Origin of the sequence: Streptomyces gobiensis (genome assembly GCF_021216675.1) — a bacterium.
In the GTDB taxonomy this organism is placed as follows: domain Bacteria; phylum Actinomycetota; class Actinomycetes; order Streptomycetales; family Streptomycetaceae; genus Streptomyces; species Streptomyces gobiensis.
On sequence record NZ_CP086120.1, the window covers coordinates 3,122,704 to 3,142,500 of the forward strand.

13 protein-coding genes (1 of these 13 only partly in view) are annotated in these 19,797 nt (G+C 70.3%); 7 read left to right on the plus strand and 6 right to left on the minus strand.

The genetic code is table 11. From position 1 onward, the window contains the following. The first annotated feature begins 11 nt into the window (after positions 1 to 11). From test1122_RS14545 to xdhC, 4 genes are all read left to right on the plus strand, one after another. The gene (locus test1122_RS14545; RefSeq protein ID WP_232269595.1) at positions 12 to 515 is read left to right on the plus strand and encodes a nucleoside deaminase; all 504 of its coding nucleotides are present in this window, start codon (positions 12 to 14) and stop codon (positions 513 to 515) included. Positions 516 to 1,344: 829 nt separating this feature from the next. Next, positions 1,345 to 2,808 carry a xanthine dehydrogenase small subunit gene (locus test1122_RS14550; RefSeq protein ID WP_232271908.1) on the plus strand — a complete coding sequence of 488 codons (1,464 nt, stop codon included), beginning with the start codon at positions 1,345 to 1,347 and terminating at the stop codon, positions 2,806 to 2,808. Then, on the plus strand, positions 2,805 to 5,246 hold the full coding sequence (xdhB, locus tag test1122_RS14555) for a xanthine dehydrogenase molybdopterin binding subunit (protein ID WP_232269596.1): 2,442 nt from the start codon (positions 2,805 to 2,807) through the stop codon (positions 5,244 to 5,246). Before test1122_RS14550 ends, xdhB begins: the two co-directional genes overlap by 4 nt. Before the next feature lies 1 nt (position 5,247). Then, the gene (xdhC, locus tag test1122_RS14560; protein ID WP_232271909.1) at positions 5,248 to 6,057 is read left to right on the plus strand and encodes a xanthine dehydrogenase accessory protein XdhC; all 810 of its coding nucleotides are present in this window, start codon (positions 5,248 to 5,250) and stop codon (positions 6,055 to 6,057) included. Between the two features lie 35 nt (positions 6,058 to 6,092). Here the strand turns inward: xdhC and test1122_RS14565 are convergent, their stop codons facing one another. From test1122_RS14565 to test1122_RS14580, 4 genes are read right to left on the minus strand one after another with little or no spacing between them, the layout of a single operon-like run. Beyond that, positions 6,093 to 7,445 carry a PrsW family intramembrane metalloprotease gene (locus test1122_RS14565; protein ID WP_422396986.1) on the minus strand — a complete coding sequence of 451 codons (1,353 nt, stop codon included), beginning with the start codon at positions 7,443 to 7,445 and terminating at the stop codon, positions 6,093 to 6,095. Between the two features lie 16 nt (positions 7,446 to 7,461). After that, complete coding sequence (gene trmB, locus test1122_RS14570) at positions 7,462 to 8,211, minus strand: tRNA (guanosine(46)-N7)-methyltransferase TrmB (RefSeq protein ID WP_232271911.1); 750 nt, start codon at positions 8,209 to 8,211, stop codon at positions 7,462 to 7,464. Positions 8,212 to 8,256: 45 nt separating this feature from the next. Then, entirely contained in the window at positions 8,257 to 9,489 is a 1,233-nt protein-coding gene (lhgO, locus tag test1122_RS14575) for an L-2-hydroxyglutarate oxidase (protein ID WP_232269597.1), read from the minus strand. A 45-nt stretch (positions 9,490 to 9,534) separates the two neighbouring features. Further along, complete coding sequence (locus test1122_RS14580) at positions 9,535 to 10,992, minus strand: NsdA family TPR-like regulatory protein (RefSeq protein ID WP_232269598.1); 1,458 nt, start codon at positions 10,990 to 10,992, stop codon at positions 9,535 to 9,537. A 609-nt stretch (positions 10,993 to 11,601) separates the two neighbouring features. On the opposite strand from test1122_RS14580, the gene test1122_RS14585 reads away from it, so the two are divergent. After that, the gene (locus test1122_RS14585) at positions 11,602 to 13,755 is read left to right on the plus strand and encodes an asparagine synthase-related protein (protein ID WP_232271912.1); all 2,154 of its coding nucleotides are present in this window, start codon (positions 11,602 to 11,604) and stop codon (positions 13,753 to 13,755) included. Between the two features lie 454 nt (positions 13,756 to 14,209). Here the strand turns inward: test1122_RS14585 and test1122_RS14590 are convergent, their stop codons facing one another. Together test1122_RS14590 and test1122_RS14595 are read right to left on the minus strand one after the other, a co-directional pair. Beyond that, positions 14,210 to 16,153 (minus strand): sigma-70 family RNA polymerase sigma factor, encoded by a 1,944-nt coding sequence (locus tag test1122_RS14590; protein ID WP_422396987.1) that lies wholly within the window; start codon positions 16,151 to 16,153, stop codon positions 14,210 to 14,212. Positions 16,154 to 16,377: 224 nt separating this feature from the next. Then, complete coding sequence (locus test1122_RS14595; RefSeq protein ID WP_422396988.1) at positions 16,378 to 17,223, minus strand: TetR/AcrR family transcriptional regulator; 846 nt, start codon at positions 17,221 to 17,223, stop codon at positions 16,378 to 16,380. Positions 17,224 to 17,635: 412 nt separating this feature from the next. Between test1122_RS14595 and test1122_RS14600 the strand changes: the two genes are divergently transcribed. Next, positions 17,636 to 19,018: an NAD(P)/FAD-dependent oxidoreductase gene (locus tag test1122_RS14600; protein ID WP_277879903.1), complete on the plus strand. Its 1,383-nt coding sequence runs from the start codon at positions 17,636 to 17,638 to the stop codon at positions 19,016 to 19,018. Positions 19,019 to 19,183: 165 nt separating this feature from the next. Beyond that, positions 19,184 to 19,797, plus strand: the 5' end (the start) of a protein-coding gene (locus test1122_RS14605; RefSeq protein WP_232269600.1) for an ATP-binding SpoIIE family protein phosphatase. The gene runs 1,144 nt beyond the window's last position; only the first 614 of its 1,758 coding nucleotides appear in the window; it begins with the start codon at positions 19,184 to 19,186; the stop codon falls past the right edge of the window.

A 19,797-nucleotide genomic window follows, 5' to 3' on the forward strand; every position in this document is an offset into this window, starting at 1 on the left:
AAGGAGTAACCATGACCACGCACACCCAAGAAACGAGCATCCAGGAGACCGAGCGCGCCTGGATGGACGAGGCCATCGACCTTGCCACCAACAGCGTGAAGAACGGCGGCGGCCCGTTCGGCGCACTGATCGCCAAGAACGGCGAGATTGTCGCGATCGGAAACAACCAGGTCACCGCGACCCTGGACCCGACAGCGCATGGCGAGGTGAGCGCGATCCGTGCCGCCTGCAAGCAACTGGACACCTTCTCGCTCGAGGGCTGCGTCCTGGTCACCTCGTGTGAGCCATGCCCGATGTGTCTTTCCTCTGCGCTGTGGGCGCGAGTCGACCGGATCATCTTCGCCGCTGATCGGGATGACGCTGCGGTGGCCGGTTTCGACGACCGCAAGTTCTACGAGCTGTTCGACAAGAAGCCCGCGGATCTGTGGCCGATGGCGGTCGAGCAGCTGGACCTGCCGAACCGTACGGCCCCGTTCGACGCGTGGCTGGCCAAGTCCGACCGCATCGACTACTGAAAACCCGGTTCACCGCGCACTGGCATCGAGTGAATCGAACCAACCAGACCGCTGTGGATCCCAGAACTTTCCGGCACCGCAATAAGGAGTGAACATCCACGAACACAAGTGAATACCCCGCACGTTGGGTGTCGGCATGACGACCGGGTCGTCCGCCGGCCTTGGGGCCGTCTCCAGGGACCTCGTCGTCACGCGGCGCAGGTGCCGAGCCCGGTAGGCGGCCCCCGCTCCGCTGGTCGACGCGCGGACCTTCCTGCGCGGAGCGGGGGCCGCCTCCCGGGCTGTGGGCGGTTCGTCGCTCCCGGCCGCGACTCCTACGACGCGACCGCGTCTGCCTTGAACGCCGGCGGATAGTGCTTCATGACCACAAGATGCCCGTTCTCAGATCCTCAAGATCCACGTCTCAAGTGTCCAAGAGCGGGGGTCAAGGCCCCCAGCAGTGGCGCCCCAGCCTGAAATCCGATCGGTTCTCGAGAGACCGAGGCCAACCCCTTGACCTCTGTGGCCCCAGCTACTACTTTGCGGTAAACGTCGGCCCATAATTATCGAAAGGAGGCGACCAACGGATGTACACCAACTCTGATCTCGGTCGCCTCGCCCACCGCACGGTCTGGGTTCCGGGTCGAATCGCGCACGGCTGCTGAGCACGCCGTTCTGATGTGCCCGTCCGTGGCACATTCTGAGTTTTCCGTCACCACCTCCCGGCATGTCGCTGTTACGTGCCGTTTTGCGCCCGCTCCTCGTACGTGGCGCGTCTGAACACAGAAAGCTGCCCGAAATTGGCGAACATGATGAATCGACCGACCGCGCACCGAAACGAAGGCCTGTCATGGTAGCGGCACGGATCACGGTCAACGGGAAAGAAACACCGATTTCACCGGCTGCGCCCCACACCACAATGCTGGATTTTCTGCGCGAGCGTGGCCTCACCGGCACCAAGGAGGGCTGCGCCGAGGGTGAATGCGGCGCCTGTTCGGTCCTGGTGGCCCGTCCCGGGGTGAACAAGCCCACCGACTGGGTGGCGGTCAACGCCTGTCTGGTCCCGGTCGCGGCGCTCGACGGTCAGGAGATCATTACCTCCGAAGGTCTCGCCACCACCGACGAACCCGGCATGTCGCCCACCCTGCACCCGGTGCAGGAGGAGATGGCGGTCCGCGGCGGCTCCCAATGCGGTTACTGCACGCCGGGATTCATCTGCAGCATGGCCGCCGAGTACTACCGACCCGACCGCTGCGCACACGCGGACTCGGCCGACAGCGCCGACGCCGAGCACGGTCCGAACGGTTTCGATCTGCACGCGCTGAGCGGAAACCTGTGCCGCTGCACCGGTTATCGCCCGATTCGCGATGCCGCATTCGCCGTCGGTACGCCCACCGGTGAGGACCCGCTGGCGCAGCGTCGCGAGCAGGCTCCGCCCGCACCGGTCGCCACCGAGTACACCCAGGACGACAGCGCCTTCCTGCGGAAGAGCACCCTGGCCGAAACGCTGCAGCTGCTGCGCGAGCGGCCCGACGCGGTGGTGCTCGCCGGCTCCACCGACTGGGGCGTGGAGGTGAACATCCGTTCCCGCCGGGCGGATTGCGTGGTCGCCATCGACCGGCTGTCCGAACTGCGGGAGCTGCGAGTCGAATCCGACCACATCGAGATCGGGGCGGCGCTGACGCTCACCGAGATCGAACGCCGCCTCGACGGCAGCGTCCCGCTGCTGGCAGAGCTGTTCCCGCAGTTCGCATCCCGCCTCATCCGCAACGGTGCGACCCTCGGCGGCAACCTGGGTACCGGCTCCCCCATCGGTGACAGCCCGCCGGTGCTGCTCGCGCTGGAGGCATCGGTGGTGCTCGCCGACGCCGACGGTGAGCGCGAGGTCCCGCTGGCGGACTACTTCACCGGCTATCGGCAGAGCGTACGCCGTCCCGGCGAGCTGATCCGCACGGTGCGCATCCCGCTGCCCCTGTCGCCGGTCGTGGCCTTCCACAAGATCGCCAAGCGGCGCTTTGACGACATCTCCAGCGTGGCAGTCGCTTTCGCGCTCGACATCGAGGACGGGATCGTCCGCAAGGCACGCATCGGCCTGGGCGGCGTGGCCGCCACCCCGATCCGTGCCCTCGCTACCGAGGCTGCCCTGGAGGGCGAGCCGTGGGCGGCGGAGACTGTCCAGGCCGCGGCCCCGTTGCTGCAGGCCGAGGGCACGCCGATGAACGATCATCGCGCCAGCGCCGACTACCGCTCCGCGATGCTCGGCCAGAGCCTGCTGAAGCTGAACGCGCAAACCACCGAGGCGGTGTCGTCATGAGCCATTTGTCCGAGCGCCCCGAAAAGTCTGTCGTCGGCGTCTCGATGCCGCACGAGAGTGCCGCCCTGCACGTCACCGGCGCCGCGCTCTACACCGACGACCTGGTCTGTCGCACCAAGGACGTGCTGCACGCCTACCCGGTCCAGGTCATGAAGGCCCACGGCAGGATCACCGCGCTGCGCACCGAGCCCGCGCTCGTCGTGCCCGGTGTGGTCCGCGTGCTGACCGGTGCCGACGTGCCCGGCATCAACGATGCCGGGATGAAGCATGACGAACCGCTGTTCCCCGACGAGGTCATGTTCTACGGCCACGCGGTCGCCTGGGTGCTCGCCGAGACCCTGGAGGCGGCCCGGCTCGGTGCGGCGGCCGTCGAGGTGGAACTCGACGAACAGCCCTCCCTGATCACGCTGCAGGACGCGATCGCGGCCAACAGTTTTCACGGCGCTCGGCCCGTGATGCTGACTGGCGACGTCGACGCCGGCTTTGCCGACTCCGCGCACGTGTTCACCGGCGAGTTCCAGTTCTCCGATCAGGAACACTTCTACCTCGAGACGCACGCGGCGCTGGCCTATGTCGACGAGGCCGAGCAGGTGTTCGTCCAGAGCAGCACCCAGCATCCTTCGGAGACCCAGGAAATCGTCGCGCACGTGCTCGGTCTGCACAGCCACGAGGTGACCGTGCAGTGTCTGCGGATGGGTGGCGGCTTCGGCGGCAAGGAGATGCAGCCACACGGGTTCGCGGCCGTCGCCGCGCTCGGCGCCAAGCTGACCGGTCGGCCGGTTCGGCTGCGGCTCAACCGGACTCAGGACCTGACCATGTCCGGTAAGCGGCACGGATTCCACGCCAAGTGGAAGATCGGCTTCGACGCCGACGGCCGCATCCAGGCCCTGGACGCCACCTTGACCGCGGACGGCGGCTGGAGCCTGGACCTCTCCGAGCCGGTGCTGGCCCGTGCGCTGTGCCACATCGACAACACCTACTGGCTTCCCAACGCGCGCATCGCCGGTCGCATCGCCAAGACCAACAAGGTCTCCAACACCGCGTTCCGCGGCTTCGGCGGACCGCAGGGCATGCTGGTGATCGAGGACATCCTGGGCCGGTGCGCGCCGCTGCTCGGCCTGGATCCCATGGAGTTGCGGGAGCGCAACTTCTACCGGCAGGGCCAGTCGACGCCGTACGGCCAGCCGGTCGCTCACCCCGAGCGGATCTCCGTCACCTGGCAGCAGGTTCAGAACAGCGCCGGCATCGCCGATCGCAAGCGCGAGATCGCGGCCTTCAATGCCACGCACCCGAACACCAAGCGGGCGCTTGCGATCACCGGCGTCAAGTTCGGAATCTCGTTCAACCTCACCGCCTTCAACCAGGGCGGCGCGCTGGTGCTGATCTACAAGGACGGCTCGGTCCTGATCAACCACGGCGGCACCGAGATGGGCCAGGGCCTGCACACCAAGATGCTGCAGGTGGCCGCGACCACGCTGGGTATCCCGCTGCACAAGGTGCGGCTGGCCCCGACGCGAACCGACAAGGTGCCCAACACCTCTGCCACCGCCGCCAGTTCCGGTGCGGATCTCAACGGTGCGGCGGTGAAGAACGCCTGCGAGCAGCTGCGCGAACGGCTGCTGCAGGTGGCCGGCACCCAGCTGAGTGCGAACGCCTCGGATGTGCGCATCGTCGAGGGTGTCGCGCGCGCCCTCGGCAACGACAAGGAGCTGGCCTGGGACGACCTGGTGCGCACCGCGTACTTCCAGCGAGTCCAGTTGTCGGCGGCCGGTTTCTACCGGACCGAGGGTCTGCACTGGGACGCCAAGACTTTCCACGGCTCCCCGTTCAAGTACTTCGCCTATGGCGCCGCCGCAGCCGAGGTGGAGGTGGACGGCTTCACCGGCGCGTACCGCATCCGGCGGGTGGACATCGTGCACGATGTCGGCGACAGCCTGTCCCCGATGATCGACATCGGTCAGGTCGAGGGTGGTTTCGTGCAGGGCGCGGGCTGGCTGACCCTCGAGGACATGCGCTGGGACGCCAGTGACGGGCCGAACCGCGGTCGGCTGCTGACCCAGGCCGCGAGCACCTACAAGCTGCCGAGCTTCTCGGAGATGCCCGAGGAGTTCAACGTCACGCTTCTGGAGAACGCCACCGAAGAGGGCGCGGTGTACGGGTCCAAGGCGGTGGGTGAGCCTCCGCTGATGCTGGCGTTCTCCGTGCGAGAAGCGTTGCGGCAGGCCGCCGCCGCGTTCGGGCCGAACGGGGTCAGCGTCGAGTTGGCCTCGCCCGCGACGCCGGAGGCGGTGTACTGGGCGATCCAGGCGGCTCGCCAGGGCGATGCCTCCCGGAACGGTTACGCCCGCAACGGGTTTGCCACCAACGGCCACGCAGGAAACGGGCACGCCGCCAACGGCCAGATCCGAACCGACGCAGAAGCGTTGAGCGGTGCCTGACATGACGTGGGTCGCCGCGGTCGCACGGTTGCGAGCACGCCGGGAGTCCGGCGTGCTGGTGACCGTCGCGACCGTGCGCGGCCATGCCCCGCGCGAGGCCGGTGCGAAACTCGTTGTGGGACAGACCGAGGCGTGGGGCTCGATCGGTGGCGGCAATGTCGAGGCCGTCGCGATCGATCGGGCCCGGGAGATGATCGCCGCGTCCAAACCGGAGCCGGAGCTGATTGATTTCGCCCTGAACGACAAGGTGACCAACCAGCATGGCGTGCAGTGCTGCGGCGGCACGGTCTCGGTGCTGCTCGAACCGCTGCCGGTGGTACGGGCGGTGGCGATCTTCGGCGTCGGGCACGTCGGGCTGGAACTGGCGCGCATCCTGGCACGTCAGGACCTCGACCTCCATCTGATCGACAGCCGCTCCGACATGCTCAGCGAGGAGCGGCTCGACGTGCTGGCAGACGCGGTGGCGCAGGTGCACGTGCATCACACGCCGCTGCTGCCCGAGGAGGTGCTGGCGGAGTTGCCGCGCGGCACCCACATCCTGATCATGACCCATGATCACGCCGAGGACGCCGCTCTGTGCGACGCCGCCTTGCGCACAACCCATCTCGGCTCCATCGGGCTGATCGGGTCGGCGGCCAAGTGGGTGCGGTTCCGCAAACGCCTCGCCACCGAGGGCGGTCACGACGAGGCCACCATCGATCGGATCAAGACCCCGATCGGGCTGGCCGACGTCACCGGCAAGGAACCCGCGACAATTGCCGTGAGCGTCGCTGCCGATTTGCTGCGCACCCTCGAAACCGAGAGGAACTGACTCGCGGGGCACCCCTGTCGTCTCCGGCTGTAGTACTAGTACGCAGGGCGGTTGTCTGAGTGCGGAGGGAAGTCACCGTATGGGCCGCCGTAACCGCCGTAGCCCCCGTAACCGCCCCACTGGGGTGGGATATACGGCCGGGCGTGGGCCAGGGCCGCGGACGTGGTGACGGGGCTGGCTACCGGGCGGCGGGTGAGGAGGTGGTAGAGGAGCTCCTGTTCGCGGGCGGGGAAGTCGGGGGGTGCGGAGCCCCGTTCGGCGCGGGCGCGGAGGAGGGCCAGGGAGGTGGCGGCGGCGTGGTATTCGGAGACCGTCTGGGCGCCGGTGGGGCCGTGGGTGCGGCGGGCCAGGTTACGGGCGTGGGCGCGGGCCCGCATGGAGCCCAGGGCCCAGGGTTCGGGGTGGGCCAGCCAGCCGGCGTCGGCGTAGGCGTGGAGGGTGGCCCGTACGGTCCGTAGGTCCTTCTGGCGGGACCAGACCGCCAGCCAGGTGAGGGTGACGAAGACCGGGATCATGAACAGGGCGTAGACGGCGAGGAAGTGGAAGCCGGTGAGGGAGGCCGAGCCGTTCCACAGGGCGTGCAGCAGCATGGCGGTGAGCAGGCCCAGCAGGGGAAGCGTGATACGGACCGCGCGGCGGCGGGTGCCCAGGGCGGCGGCTATGCCGAAGCCTATGCCGGTCAGCGCGGTGAAGAGCGGGTGCGCGAAGGGCGACATCACGATGCGGATGAAGAACGTCGCGGCCGTGGTGGAGGGCAGGCCAGTGGAGCCCAGGGCCTGGTCCTCGCCGTAGGCGCTGCCCAGATAGAGGATGTTCTCGGTGAAGGCGAAGCCGGTCGCGGTGATGCCCGCGATGACGATCCCGGCGACCACGCCCTCGAAGTCCCGGCGGCGGTGGAGAAAGAGGATGAGGATCGCGGCGGCCTTGGCGGTTTCCTCGACGATCGGCGCGATGAGCGTCGCGCTGAGGGTCTCCGTGTCGGGGCTGGTGCCGGTGCCGGTGCCGGTGTCGCTGCCGGCCATGACCGTGGTCGCCAGCCACTCCGTGGCGAGGCTGTTGGCGACGATGGCGACCAGGGTGGCGGCGCACGCGCCCCAGGCGAAGGCGAAAACCAGGTTGCGCCAGGGCGTGGGCTCGACGCTGTCGATCCAGCGGAAGGCCGCTATCAGGAGCGGCACCGGGAGGGTGGACAGGAGCAGGCCGATGATGAAGCCCTCGGTGCCCGTCTGTTCGCGGACGATCGCGAGGATCGTGAGTCCGGACAGGGCGAGCAGGAGACCGGCGGTTATCGCGCGCAAAGTGCGGCTGTGCCACCACGGGGCCCGGCGTGGCGCGTAATGCCAGTTGGCCGGTGCCGTGGGCATCGCGGGGAAGTGCGGATTCTGCACTCGTAGAGCCTAGGCCCTAGCTTGCGGAGGCTGCTGGGCGGCGGCGGAAGAGGAGGTCGCGGACCGTATGTCCCTTGTGCAGGCCCTGCCCCTCGAAGCGGGTGCGGGGGCGGGACGCGGGGCGCGGGGCGTAACCGCCGTCCGGCTGGGTGTTCTCGAACGCGGGGTGGGCGGTGAGGACGTCCAGCATCTGCTCCGCGTAGGGCTCCCAGTCGGTCGCGCAGTGGACCAGGGCGCCGGGGGCCAGCCGGGTGGCGGCCAGGTCCAGGAACTCGGGCTGGATGATACGGCGCTTGTGGTGCCGCTTCTTGGGCCATGGGTCGGGGAAGAAGACACGCAGGCCGGAGAGGGTGCCGGGGGCGAGCATCTCGCGCAGCAGGATGATCGCGTCGCCGTTGGCGACCCGGATGTTGGTGAGACCCATCTCTTCGGCGAGGCGCAGCAGGTTGCCCTGGCCAGGGGTGTGGACATCGGCGGCGAGAATGCCGGTCGCCGGGTCTTCGGCGGCCATCCGGGCGGTGGCCTCGCCCATGCCGAAGCCGATCTCCAGGACGATGGGGGAGCCCGGGGGAAGGGTGTCAAAGAGGGTGTCCAGGTCGAGGACGTGGAGGCCGTCGATATCGATGCCCCACTGGGGCCACAGGCGGTGCAGCGCGTCGCGCTGGCCTTGGGTGACCCGGCTGCGGCGGGGCTGGAAGCTGCGGATACGGCGCTCGTGGTGCGATCCGGCGGGGTCGGCGGCGGGGCCGGTGCCGGGCTCGAACATGGGGGATTTCTCGGACACAGTGTGTTCGATTCTACGTGGGCGGTTCTACGCGGGCAGGCGGGTGAGCAGACGGTCCGCGATCTCCCGGCCGATGGGCAGGGAAGCCGTCGCCGCCGGGGAGGGGGCGTTCAGCACATGGACCGTATGCGGGGCCTCGGTGATCAGGAAGTCGTCGACGAGCGTGCCGTCCCGCAGCACCGCCTGGGCGCGTACCCCGGCCGGGGCGGGGATGAGGTCATCCGGCTCCACCTCCGGCAGCAGGCGGCGGACCGCGGTGGTGAAGGCGGCCTTGGACAGGGAGCGGCGCAGCTCGCCCCCTCCGTAGCGCCAGTGGCGGCGGGCTATGCGCCAGGATCCGGGCCAGGCCAGGGACCGGGTGAGGTCGCCCACCCGGACCGTACGCCAGTCGTACCCCTCGCGCGCCAGCGCCGGTACGGCGTTCGGCCCGACATGGACGCCGCCGTCGACGCCGCGGGTGAGGTGGACGCCCAGGAAGGGGAAGGCGGGGTCAGGCACCGGGTAGACCAGGCCCTGCACCAGATCCGTACGGGGCGGGGCCAGGGAGAAGTACTCGCCCCGGAACGGGACGATACGGGCCGGGGGGTCGTCGCCCGCCAGCTGGGCGATCTTGTCGCAGTGCAGGCCCGCGCAGTTGACCAGGGTCCGGGACCGGAAGACGGCCCCGGATGTCGTACGGACCGCGACGCCCATCCCCTCCCGGCGGTCGATCGCCTCGACGCGGCAGCCGTACCGCACGTCCGCGCCCGCGTCGGAGGCCAGCCGGGCCAGCTCCCTGGTGACCGCGGTGAAGTCGCAGATGCCGGTCGTGGCGACATGGATCGCCGCCAGCCCCTGGATACGCGGCTCATGCCCGGCGATCTGGGCGGGGCCCAGCTCCCGCACCGGGATGCCGTTCTCCCGGCCCCGCTGGGCCAGGGCGTGCAGACGGGGGAGCTCGGCACGGTCCGTCGCGACGATCAGCTTTCCGGTGACCTCATGCGGAATGCCGTGCTCTGCGCAGAATTTCACCATCTCCGCGGCGCCCTGTGTCGCGAAGCGGGCCTTGAGGGACCCCGGGCGGTAGTAGATACCGCTGTGGATCACGCCGCTGTTCCGGCCGGTCTGGTGCCGGGCCGGGGCGGGCTCCTTCTCCAGGACCGTCACCTGGATGCCCGGCCGGGCGCGGGTGAGCGCGTACGCGGTCGACAGGCCGACGATTCCGCCGCCGATCACCAGCACGTCGCAGTCGTACGTCCAGTCGTACTTCACAGGCACCACGGCACCATCATGGACCTGAGCACTGACAACGCGCCGCGATCTTCGTCACGCCGGGGCCACCAGCAGCGGCCTCGCCCGCTCCCGCAGCTCCGCGACCCGCGGCTCATCGCCGTACGGCTCCAGCCGGTGCAGCAGATCCCGCACATATTCCGTCGTACGGGCCGAGGAGATCCGCCCCGCGACCTCCACCGCCCGGGTCCCGGCCGCGCACGCCGCGTCCAGATTGCCGGACTCCAGCTCCGCCACCGCCGAGACCACCAGCCGCAGCCCATGTGACCGTACGAACTCCTCCGTGGGCCGGGAGAGCGCCTGCTCGGTGAAGCGCCGCACCTGACGTGGGGCCTTCAGATCCCGGTAGCACTCCGCCGCATCCGCCGCCAGCCGGTCATACGAATAGAAGTCCAGCCAGGGCGGATCCTGGTCGCCCTCCCGGGCCCGCTCCAGCCAGCCCTCCGCCGCCGCCAGCGCCGTGCCGCAGGCCGCCGAGTCGCTGGCCTTCGCCTGGGCTCGCGCCTCCACCAGGTGGAAGAAGCTCATCACCCGGGCCGTCGCCAGCCCCCGGTTGCGCTCCAGCGCGGCCTGCGCCAGATCGACGCCCTCATCGGCGAAGCCCCGGTAGGTCGCCTGCAGGGACATGGACGCCAGCACATAACCGCCCAGCGGCACATCCGCCGCCGCCCGGGCCAGCCGCAGCGCCTGGATGTAGTACCGCTGCGCCGCCTCCTGCTGCCCGGTGTCGAAGGCCATCCACCCGGCCAGCCGGGTGAGTTCAGCGGTGGCGCCGAAGAGGGAACGTCCCACCTCGTCGGTGTACGAGCCCAGCAGCAGCGGGGCCGCGTCGACCCGCAGACACTCCGGGACCATCGACGAACGCCAGTCGCCCCCGCCGTACTTGGAGTCCCAGCGACGTGCCTCCTCCGCCGCCTCCCGCAGCTTCGACACATCGCTGTGGCCCACCCGCAGCGGTGACCCCGCAGCGGTGCCGTGGTCCCCTTCCGAGACTGCCGAGGCTGCCGAGACCGCCGAGGCCTCGCGCGCCACCGAGCTGTCGGCCGGGGTTATCAGCCAGCGTGAAGCCGGCGTGGCGTACGCGCTCACCGCGAACGATCCGGCCAGCGACTGCCATATCCCCCCACTGCCGCGCCGACCGGCGAGATCCAGCCGGTACAGATCAGTTGCAGCCTTTACGGCCGCACCCACGTCGCGCGGGAAGGCGAGGCCGATCTCGGGCGCCGGATCGGCGTCCGCGAGGCCGATCTCGTGCAGCGGAACCGGGCGGCCGAGCTTGCTGCCGATCGCCGCGGCGATCAGATGGGGCGCCGCTCCCTGTGGCACCATCCCCTTCGACACCCAGCGGGCCACCGAGGTCTTGTCGTAGCGAAGCGTCAGGCCTCTTTGGGCGCCCAGGTCATTGACCCTCCGGGCGAGTCCGGCGTTGCTGATTCCCGCGAGTGCGAGAACGGTACCGAGCTTTTCATTCGGTCCGCGTGGCTCTCTGGACATGCGCGCACCCCTGACACACCGACGGCCGCCCCCCAACCTGATGAACATGCTCGGGGCATTCGTGAACCCAGCGTAGTTCGCCGCATCCCGACCGTTAAGGGGCGGCTTCCCGGATGGCGGGAATCATCTTCGTACACCAGTGCGTTTGGGATTTCGGTCGGCGTCCCGCCGGCCGTGCCACCGAGCGGTCCGCCGCTTGTGCATGTGCACCGGCTGTGTGGCCGTGCGCCCGTCCGTGCGCTCTGTGCGAGGCCGGGCGGGAGCGTTTCCATGGGTCCTGCGTGGGTCGGCCCACTGCACTGGATCCAGTGGGCTGGGGGATGCCACCGCCTCATTCCCCGCGGGCGGTGGTTCGGTCCGGGAGATGTTCACATCTCCCGGACCGTCATATGCGTTCCACATAGGCCTTGTATACGACCCAACAAGCGCCGACGTCTGGCCTGAAGTTGGCTGAATGTCGCTGTTTGAATCGCGGCTGCCCAGCCGCCAACTCCCCCGAACACGCCCATAAGCACGCCCCCTTCGCGCCTCTCTTGCGCCCTTCTCATGGCAGCATGGGCAGTTGCGGGCCAGGAGTCAGGCCAGGAGTCACAGGCGGAGGCGGCGGCTATGCGGTGGTTGGTGGGATGGAACAGCACCGCCGCAACGGCGAGCCCCCGGACCCTGCACCCCGTCGGCTCCCAGCAACTGTGGTGCGACCCCGACCCCTTGTGGGCGGTCGGCGACTGGCGGACCGACGAAGTACGGGTCGTCGAAGCCGACCCCGCCACCCGGCTCGCGGTCTTCGGCCGCTGCGGGGCGAGCGATGACCAGCTACGCGTCGGGCTGTTCGCGGCGCGCGGCGGTGCCCTGCGCCATCTGACCGCCTGGCCCGGCTCCTATACGGCCGTCGCCCGCATCGGCCGCCGTATCGCCATCACCACCGACCTGGCCGGTGCCCGGCCCGTGTTCCACACCCCCTGGGCGGGCGGCACCGCCTACGCCACCGCCGCCCTGCCGCTCGCCGACCTCATCGAGGCCCAGCTCGACGTCAGCCACCTCGCCGCGCTGCTCGCCGCCCCCGACTCGCCCGAGGCGCTGGGCGACAGCACGCCCTACGCGGGTGTGCACCGCGTACCGCCCGGGCACGCGCTGATCCTGCGCGAGGGCGGCTCCCGGGAGATCGCCAGCTATGAGCCGACCGCGCCAACCGTCGTAGCCGCCCCGCCCCTTGACGCGGGAAAGGCGGTCGAGGGCGTACGGGAAGCCCTGGTCGAGGCCGTACGGGTACGGCTGGCCGCACCCCGGCACGCACCCGAGGGGGCGTACCCGGGCGGCGGCCCCGGCCTGGACGGGTACGACGGGCTGGACCCCGGCCCCATCCCCGGCATGGGCCCCGCCGAGCGGCGAGCCGGTCGCGGCGCTCCGGTGCCCGGCATCGGGGCGGACCTCTCCGGCGGCTCCGCCTCCGCCACCCTCGCCCTGCTCGCCGCCGGGCTGCCGGGCGTGCCCGGAACGATGTTCGGCACCCCGGGTACGACCGCCGGGGAACGGCTCCTGGCGGTCACCTTCAACGATCTGACGGGCGGCCATCCGGGCCATGGCGATACCAGCCGGGAAGCCGAGCTGGAGCGGGCCCGCGCGGTCGCGGAGAACCCCCGGCTGCACCATGTCATCGTGGCGGCCGGCGAAGAGGCGCTGCCGTACGCGGATCTGGACGGCGGACCGCTGACCGATGAGCCGGGCCCCTCGCTGGTGTTCGCCGAGCGGCACCGCCGGCGGCTGTCCGCGGGCAGCGCGGACCATCTGACCGGCCACGGCGCCCGGCAGGTGCTCGACGCGCACCCGGCCCGCCTCGCCGATCTGCTGCTGGACCGAAGACGCCGCCATCTGCTGCGCCCGGTCGCCGCGCTGGCCCGTACCGGTCTGGCCGAGGGCTCGCGCGGCACGTCGGTGCTGGTGCCGCTGACCGTGTACCGCGCGGCGCGACGGCTCGCCCGTACGAGCCAGCGGGACGGCGTCACCCAGGCCGCGCGGCGGCTGCGCGAGGGCCAGTTCGGGGCCTCGGGCCCGTTGGAGGGCGCGCTCGGCGCCTCCCTCGCCGCGCTCACCTGGTGCCGCCCGGGACCGGCCGCGCGCTGGCTGACCGGGGAGGCGCTGGCAGAAGTATCGGTTCGCCTGGAGAGTGCGGCGATCCGCTCCTCCCATACGGGCTTCAGCAGCCGCCCTGGCGTACGGCGGGCACGGGCGGCCCTCGCCCGGCAGGCGGCGGACTACCGGGTCCTGGAGCAGGCCGCCGAGATCCGCAGCCAGCGGCTGCACGCCCCGTTCCTGGACAACCAGGTCGTACGCGCCGCATGGGAGCTGCCCGAAGCGCTACGGGTACGGCCCGGGGCGCGGGCGGCGGTGCTGCGGACCGTACTCGCCGGGGCCGGGATCCACGATCTGCCGCCCGGCTGGGGCGCGACCTCGCATGCCGCGCACGCGGCGGCCGTACGGGCCGGGCTGCGGCTCGCGGTCGAGGAACTGCTCGAGCTCTTCGACGCGCCGCTGCTCGCGGACGCGGGGCTGATTGAGGCGCGGGTCGTCCGGGAGGCGCTGTGGGCGGCCGCCGAGGGCGAGCCGCTCGCGCTGGACGGGCTGGCGGAGCTGGTCTCCACGGAGCTGTGGCTACGGCGGCTGCTGGCCCGGCGGGGTACGTGCTGGACGGGTTCGTCGGCGCCCCGCCAACGCGCGGTAGCCGCCGGCGTCCCCCAGGGCTCCCCCCTCCCCCCGGCCCACTGACCCGCCGCCCAGCCCCGCCCGGCTGCGGCTCCGCCGCGTGGCGGGGCTCCACCACGGGGCGGGCGGTCCCCGCCCCGGGGCCGGGTCTCCGCCCGGCTGCGGGGGTGCTGTGGGTGGGTTTCCCCGTATCCCGCCCCTTCCCGGAAACCGGGGAGTAGCCCCGGGCCCCGGGGTGGTCGGTGCGGCTCCGGTGGCCGGGTGTTGTGCCCACCCGTGCCGCCCCTCGGGCGGCCCGAGTGCCCACAACATGGTGGGCTCCGGGGTTGCTGGGTGCGGGCCGGTGGCCCGTGTTGTGCCCACCCTTTCCCAGCTACCTCCCCCAGACTCCGTCTGGGAGGTGCCCCCAGGAGGTGCCCCCACGCCCCTCGGGCGGACCGAGTGCCCACAACGGGGTGGGGGTCTGGGGGCGCTAGCCCCCGGTTTCGGGAAGGGGTGGGATAGGGGTAATCCACCCCTAGCGGCAGTGGATTACCGAGTGGGCCCAGTCCGCCAGTGCGACCGTGCCGAACGGCGTATGCGGCTCAACGACCAGCCGCATCGTCGTCACACCACTCAGCGGCACACTCACCGGCACCGGCGGCTCCCCACCCCGCACCACACCGGACTGCCACAACTGCCGCTCATCGCCGTACACGGCGAACCGGATCGCGCCGGACCCCATCGTCAGGTCGTCGACACCGACCAGCGCCTCGTACGAGGCGCAGTCCCGGTTGAGGTCGATGGTCACGGACGACGGTGCGTTCACGGTAATCCCGTGCCCATACCGCTGGCCGCCGATCCGCAGATCCGAGCGCTGCCACACCCAGCTGCTGCTGCCGACCCGGATCTTCGGCTCATCGTCGCCGCCGAGGGCGTCCCAGCCGAGCTGGTTCACCTGATACGCGGCCGGAGCCGGCGCCGTAGGAGTCGGAGTGGGCGTGGGCGTGGGTGTGGGCGTAAGCGTCGGTGTCGGGGTGGGCGTGGGCGTAGGCGTGAGCGTGAACGTAGGCGTCGGGGTGGGCGTCGGGGTCAGCATCAGAGTAGGCGTCGGGGTGGGGGTGGGCGTCGGCGTAAGCCGCAGGGTCGTCGTGGAGGCCGACGGCGCGGCCGCCGCCGGTGTCCAGGGCGGCTGCTCCGGTTCCCGCTCCCGCTCCCGCTCCCGCTCCGGGGACAGCGACGGCGACGGCACGTTCGGCGCCGAAGACGGCTGTGCCTGCGCCGGCGGCGCAGGCGGATCCTTCTTCGGGTTCCCCGCCATCGCGAGGATCAGCGCCGCCGCCACCGCCGACGCGGCCAGCGCGCTCGCCGCGATACCGGCCTTCGCCGGGCCGCCGAGCCCTTCGGACGCCACACCCCCGGAAGCCCCCGCCCCGGCCTTGCCGCCCGCCGCCGCGGCCGTGCCCGTGGCGGCCGCCGCACCGGCGCCCCCCGCGATCGCACCGGCCGCCTTGACCGAGTACGTAGCCGCGAACCAGCCGATGACCGCGACCGGCAGCAGCGCACGCAGCCGCTTGTTGACGTTCTTGACCTCCAGCGCCGCCACACGGCACTTGGCGCACCCCGCCAAGTGCCTACGCAGCCCCCGCTCAGCCCGCACCCGCAGGCCCCCACGGGCATACGCGCCCAGCCGGTCGGCATAGCGGGCGCAGGCACCACCCGTTGTCAGCGACTCGTTCACATGAGCCTGGAGATACGCCTGCTTCAGGCCCTCCCGCGCCCGGTGCGCCAGCACCGCCGTGGCGTTGGCGGTCAGGCCCAGGATCGGGGCCACATCCTGGGGGGACGATTCCTCAACGGTGGTGTGCCACAGCACGGTCTGCCACCGCTCAGGCAGGGTACGGAAAGCCTGCACCACCATCGACTGCTCGGCCTCATGCATGGCCAGCACATCCGCGCCGAGGTCGAGGGTGTCCTCCTCGCTGGCCCGCGATCCGACCGCCGACACCGCGAACACCGCGAAGTCCTCGACCAGGTGCTCACGCTTGGCCGTCCTGCCCCAGGCCGCGGCGGCATGCCGCACAGCGGTCAGCAGATAGGCCCGCACTGCGGTGTCCGGCCCCCTGCCGCCCTGTACCGCCTGGAGCGTACGGGCGAACACCTCATTGGTGAGGTCATCCGCCGTGTCGGAGTCCCGGCAACACGTACGGGCGTACCGGCGTACGGCTTCCGCATGGCGCCGGTAGAGCTCGTCGTACGCCTCGGGGTCACCGCTACGCATCCGGGACACCAACTCGGTGTCACCAACGGGCTCTTCCCCATGTCCCGGCTGTCCCGGCTGACCCGGCTGTCCCGGAAGCCCCGGCTGGGACCCGGTCGCCTTGCGCTGCTGCGGCACTGAGCGCCGCCCCCGCCGACCACCTGACTCACCCGGCTTGCGCCTGTCCCCGTCGTGCGGTTCATTCCGCCCGTCAACACCCATCGCGGAAGCCCCCCGACACGCTGTTTCTCTCCAACTTCCAGAAGCGTGCCACACGGTCGTGTCAAAGGAGCCAGCCCTGCGACTCAACCACTCGTCCGGGGTGACCCCACGCCGCGAGGCCGTGAAACCCACCCGTATGGGTGATGCGAAATTGCCTGGCCCGTACAGGCCCGGTAAAGGACCTGTACGGGCCAGGCGAAGGACCAGGACTCGTATCGGGACCGTCAGACGCCCGGTCGGGACCGCAGTCCTTCCAGCAGGATGTCCAGCAGCCGGGTCGAGGCCTCGGCCTGCTGCGCGGCGTCCGGCAGCGAGGGCGCGGCTGTGGCTATCACCAGCAGCACATCAGCGACCGTCACATCGGAGCGCAGCTCACCAGCCGCGCGGGCCCGCTGCACCAGCTGCCCGACCACGTTCAACAGCTCCGTGGCGCTCCGGTCCTCCGGCTGGAAGCCATCCAGCTCCACCCCCGGAGCTTCGGAAGCCTCGCCAGCCTCGGGAGCCGTCTGCTGCTCGACCAGCCGCAGCTCCGGCGTCTGCGCGTTATCCACCGACTGCCGCTGCTGCGGCACCCGCGGCTCATGCTCACGCCCATAGACGCCGACGACGCCATCGACGCCTACGACCCCTGCGAACTCTTCCGCGTCCGGCGCCCCGACCCGCAGGACCCGCGGCGGCAGCAGCCGCCCAGCGCCCGAGGCCACTGATGTGCGCAGAAACCGTGAAAGAGCCGACCACGGCTCCTCCTCCTGCCCCAGCGCTGCCCGAGCCTGCTCGGTCAGCCGGGCTGTCTCCTCCTCCGCTATCCGTCGGACCAGCACGTCCTTGCTGGGGAAGCGGCGATACACCGTCCCCACACCGACCCGGGCCCGGCGCGCCACATCCTCCATGGGCGCGCCATACCCCAGCTCGCCAAAGACCTCGCGAGCCGCGCGCAGTACGTGTTCCAGATTCCGCTGGGCGTCGACCCGCAATGGCGTGGTCCGGCCGCCGCCCCCGCTCATCCCTTCGGAAGCGACAAGGGTCGCCTCATGAGAGCGCTGAACGTCATGAATGCCCTGAATGCGCATATGTGTTCCCCCGGTAATGACTGTCTCCCCCCGGAGACTCCCCGTCTTACCGTCGTGGCGATGAGGGTCACCCCCGTCACCCCGACGAAGTAAGAACATAGTTGAGCGGTGGTCATGAGAGAAGAGGGCGGTTCCGGCCGGACTGCCCCCCGATCGGAGTACAACCCTGGTCCGTCCCCTTTGGTGGCACCTCGCCTCACCCCAGGAACCTTGCTGACCTGGACTTTCATCCTACGGGCCCACTCTGCGGCCAAACCGGAGCCCCCACCTCCCCCGGTCACACATTTATCGAGACCTGTGGACAAACATCCGTCTGTGGGTGCGTCATGGACAGGTGACGCATGGACAGAGGCATGGGCAAGGGCCAAAGGCGACCAAGGATTCAGCACCAGCACCCGCACTGGGAGCAGGACTGGGAGCAGCGCGGGAGCCAGCGCGCATCCTCGTGGTCGGCGGTGGCTATGTCGGCATGTACACCGCCCTCCGCCTGCAGAAAAAGCTCAAGCACGAGCTCAAGATGGGGCGTGAGGGACGCGGTGGTGTCGAGATCGTCCTCATCAGCCCCGAGTCGTATATGACGTACCAGCCCTTCCTCCCCGAAGCCGGCGCGGGCAATATCTCCCCGCGCCATGTCGTCGTCCCGCTGCGCCGCGTACTGCCCGACTGCAAGATCCTGGTCGGTGAGGCCAAGGCCATCGACCACGCGAAGCGCGTCGCCACGGTCCAGACCCTTGCCACCGAGGAACGGGACGACACCGGCCCTCTTCAGCTGGGTTACGACGAGCTGGTGCTCGCCCCCGGCTCCATCTCCCGTGCCCTGCCCATCCCCGGTCTCGCCGACTTCGGCATTGGCTTCAAGACCGTCGAAGAGGCCATCGGCCTGCGCAATCACGTCCTCGAACAGCTCGACATCGCGTCCTCCACCCGCAATCCGGAGATCCGGGACGCCGCCCTCACCTTCGTCTTCGTCGGCGGCGGCTACGCCGGTGTCGAAGCCCTTGGCGAGCTGGAGGACATGGCCCGCTACGCCTGCCGCTACTACCACAACCTCAGCCCCGAGGAGCAGAAGTGGATCCTCGTCGAGGCGAGCGACAAGATCCTTCCCGAGGTCGGCGAGGAGATGGGCAAGTACGCCGTACGGGAGCTACGCGGCCGTAACATCGATGTCCGCCTGGAAACCCTGCTCAAATCCTGCGAGGACCGTGTCGCCGTACTCAGCGACGGCTCGCGCCATCCCTGTCGCACGCTCGTATGGACCGCGGGCGTCAAACCGCACCCCATCCTCGCCGCCACTGATCTCCCCCTGACGGAACGCGGCAGCCTGCGCTGTGCCGCGACCCTCCAGATCGACGGTACGGAGCACGCCTGGGCCGCCGGTGACGCCGCCGCGGTCCCTGACCTCTCCGCCAAGGATCCGGACGCGGAGTGCGCCCCCAACGCCCAGCACGCCGTCCGCCAGGCGCGCGTTCTCGGCGACAACCTCGCTGCGTCGCTGCGCGGTAAGCCGCTGACCGTCTACCGCCACTCGTACGCGGGTTCTGTCGCTTCCCTCGGCCTCCACAAGGGAGTCGCCCGCGTATACGGTCGCAAGCTCAAGGGCTACCCCGCCTGGTTCATGCACCGCGTTTACCACCTCAGCCGGGTGCCGACCGTCAACCGCAAGGCTCGCGTACTCGCCGAATGGACACTCGCCGGATTCTTCAAGAGAGAGATCGTCTCCCTTGGTTCCCTGGAACACCCCAGGGCCGAGTTCGAGATGGCCGCCGGAGAAGGCCGCCGTCCCGGGGACCGCTGACGGATGTCATTCCCCTCGGCCACACTGGACATGTGACCATGGGTGGGCTCGCATTAGCGAAGAGTCACGAGTCAGCCAGCAGCACCCCAGCAGCACCCCCCAGCAGCACCCCCAGACCCCCGACAGAACCTCATAGCCCCTCAGCAGAATCGGATCTGAACCGCAGTGAACTTCACGCGCTGGAGCGCCCGCCTGCCCGGTACGCAGCGACGCACCGTCGCCGCGCAAGCGGACCAGTCCGCCGACTCCGTGCCGGCCGCCCGTGGTGAGCTCGCCGATCCGGCCATCGCTGACGCGCCCGACGACCCCGACGGAACCGCCCGCACCATCGACGCGCTCTCCGTCCACGATCTGCTGGGTCAGGTCCCCGCCCCGGTCGTCGTCGTCCAGGGCCCCGACCACCGCATCGCCTACGTCAACGACGCCTACGCCATGGCCTTCGGCAACCGCAACTGCGGCACTCCCGCCCGCGCCGCCCTCCCCGAGCTGGTCGAGCTCGGCCTGCTGCCCCTCATGGATCAGGTCCAGCGCAGCGGCAAACCCCGCACGGTCAAGGCCCGCCAGGTCCCCAGCGAGCCCAAGCACAGCTACTACACGTTCACCTGCACCCCGATCGAGCTGGCCGGGAACGGCGGGAACGGCGGGAACGGAAGGAAAGACTGGAAGAAGGAGTGGAAGAGGGACGGCAAGGACAGTAAGGACGGTAGGAACGGCAAGAAGGGCGACGACCGAGGCGTCCTGGTCTTCGCCGCCGACGTCACCGACCAGGTCGAATCCGC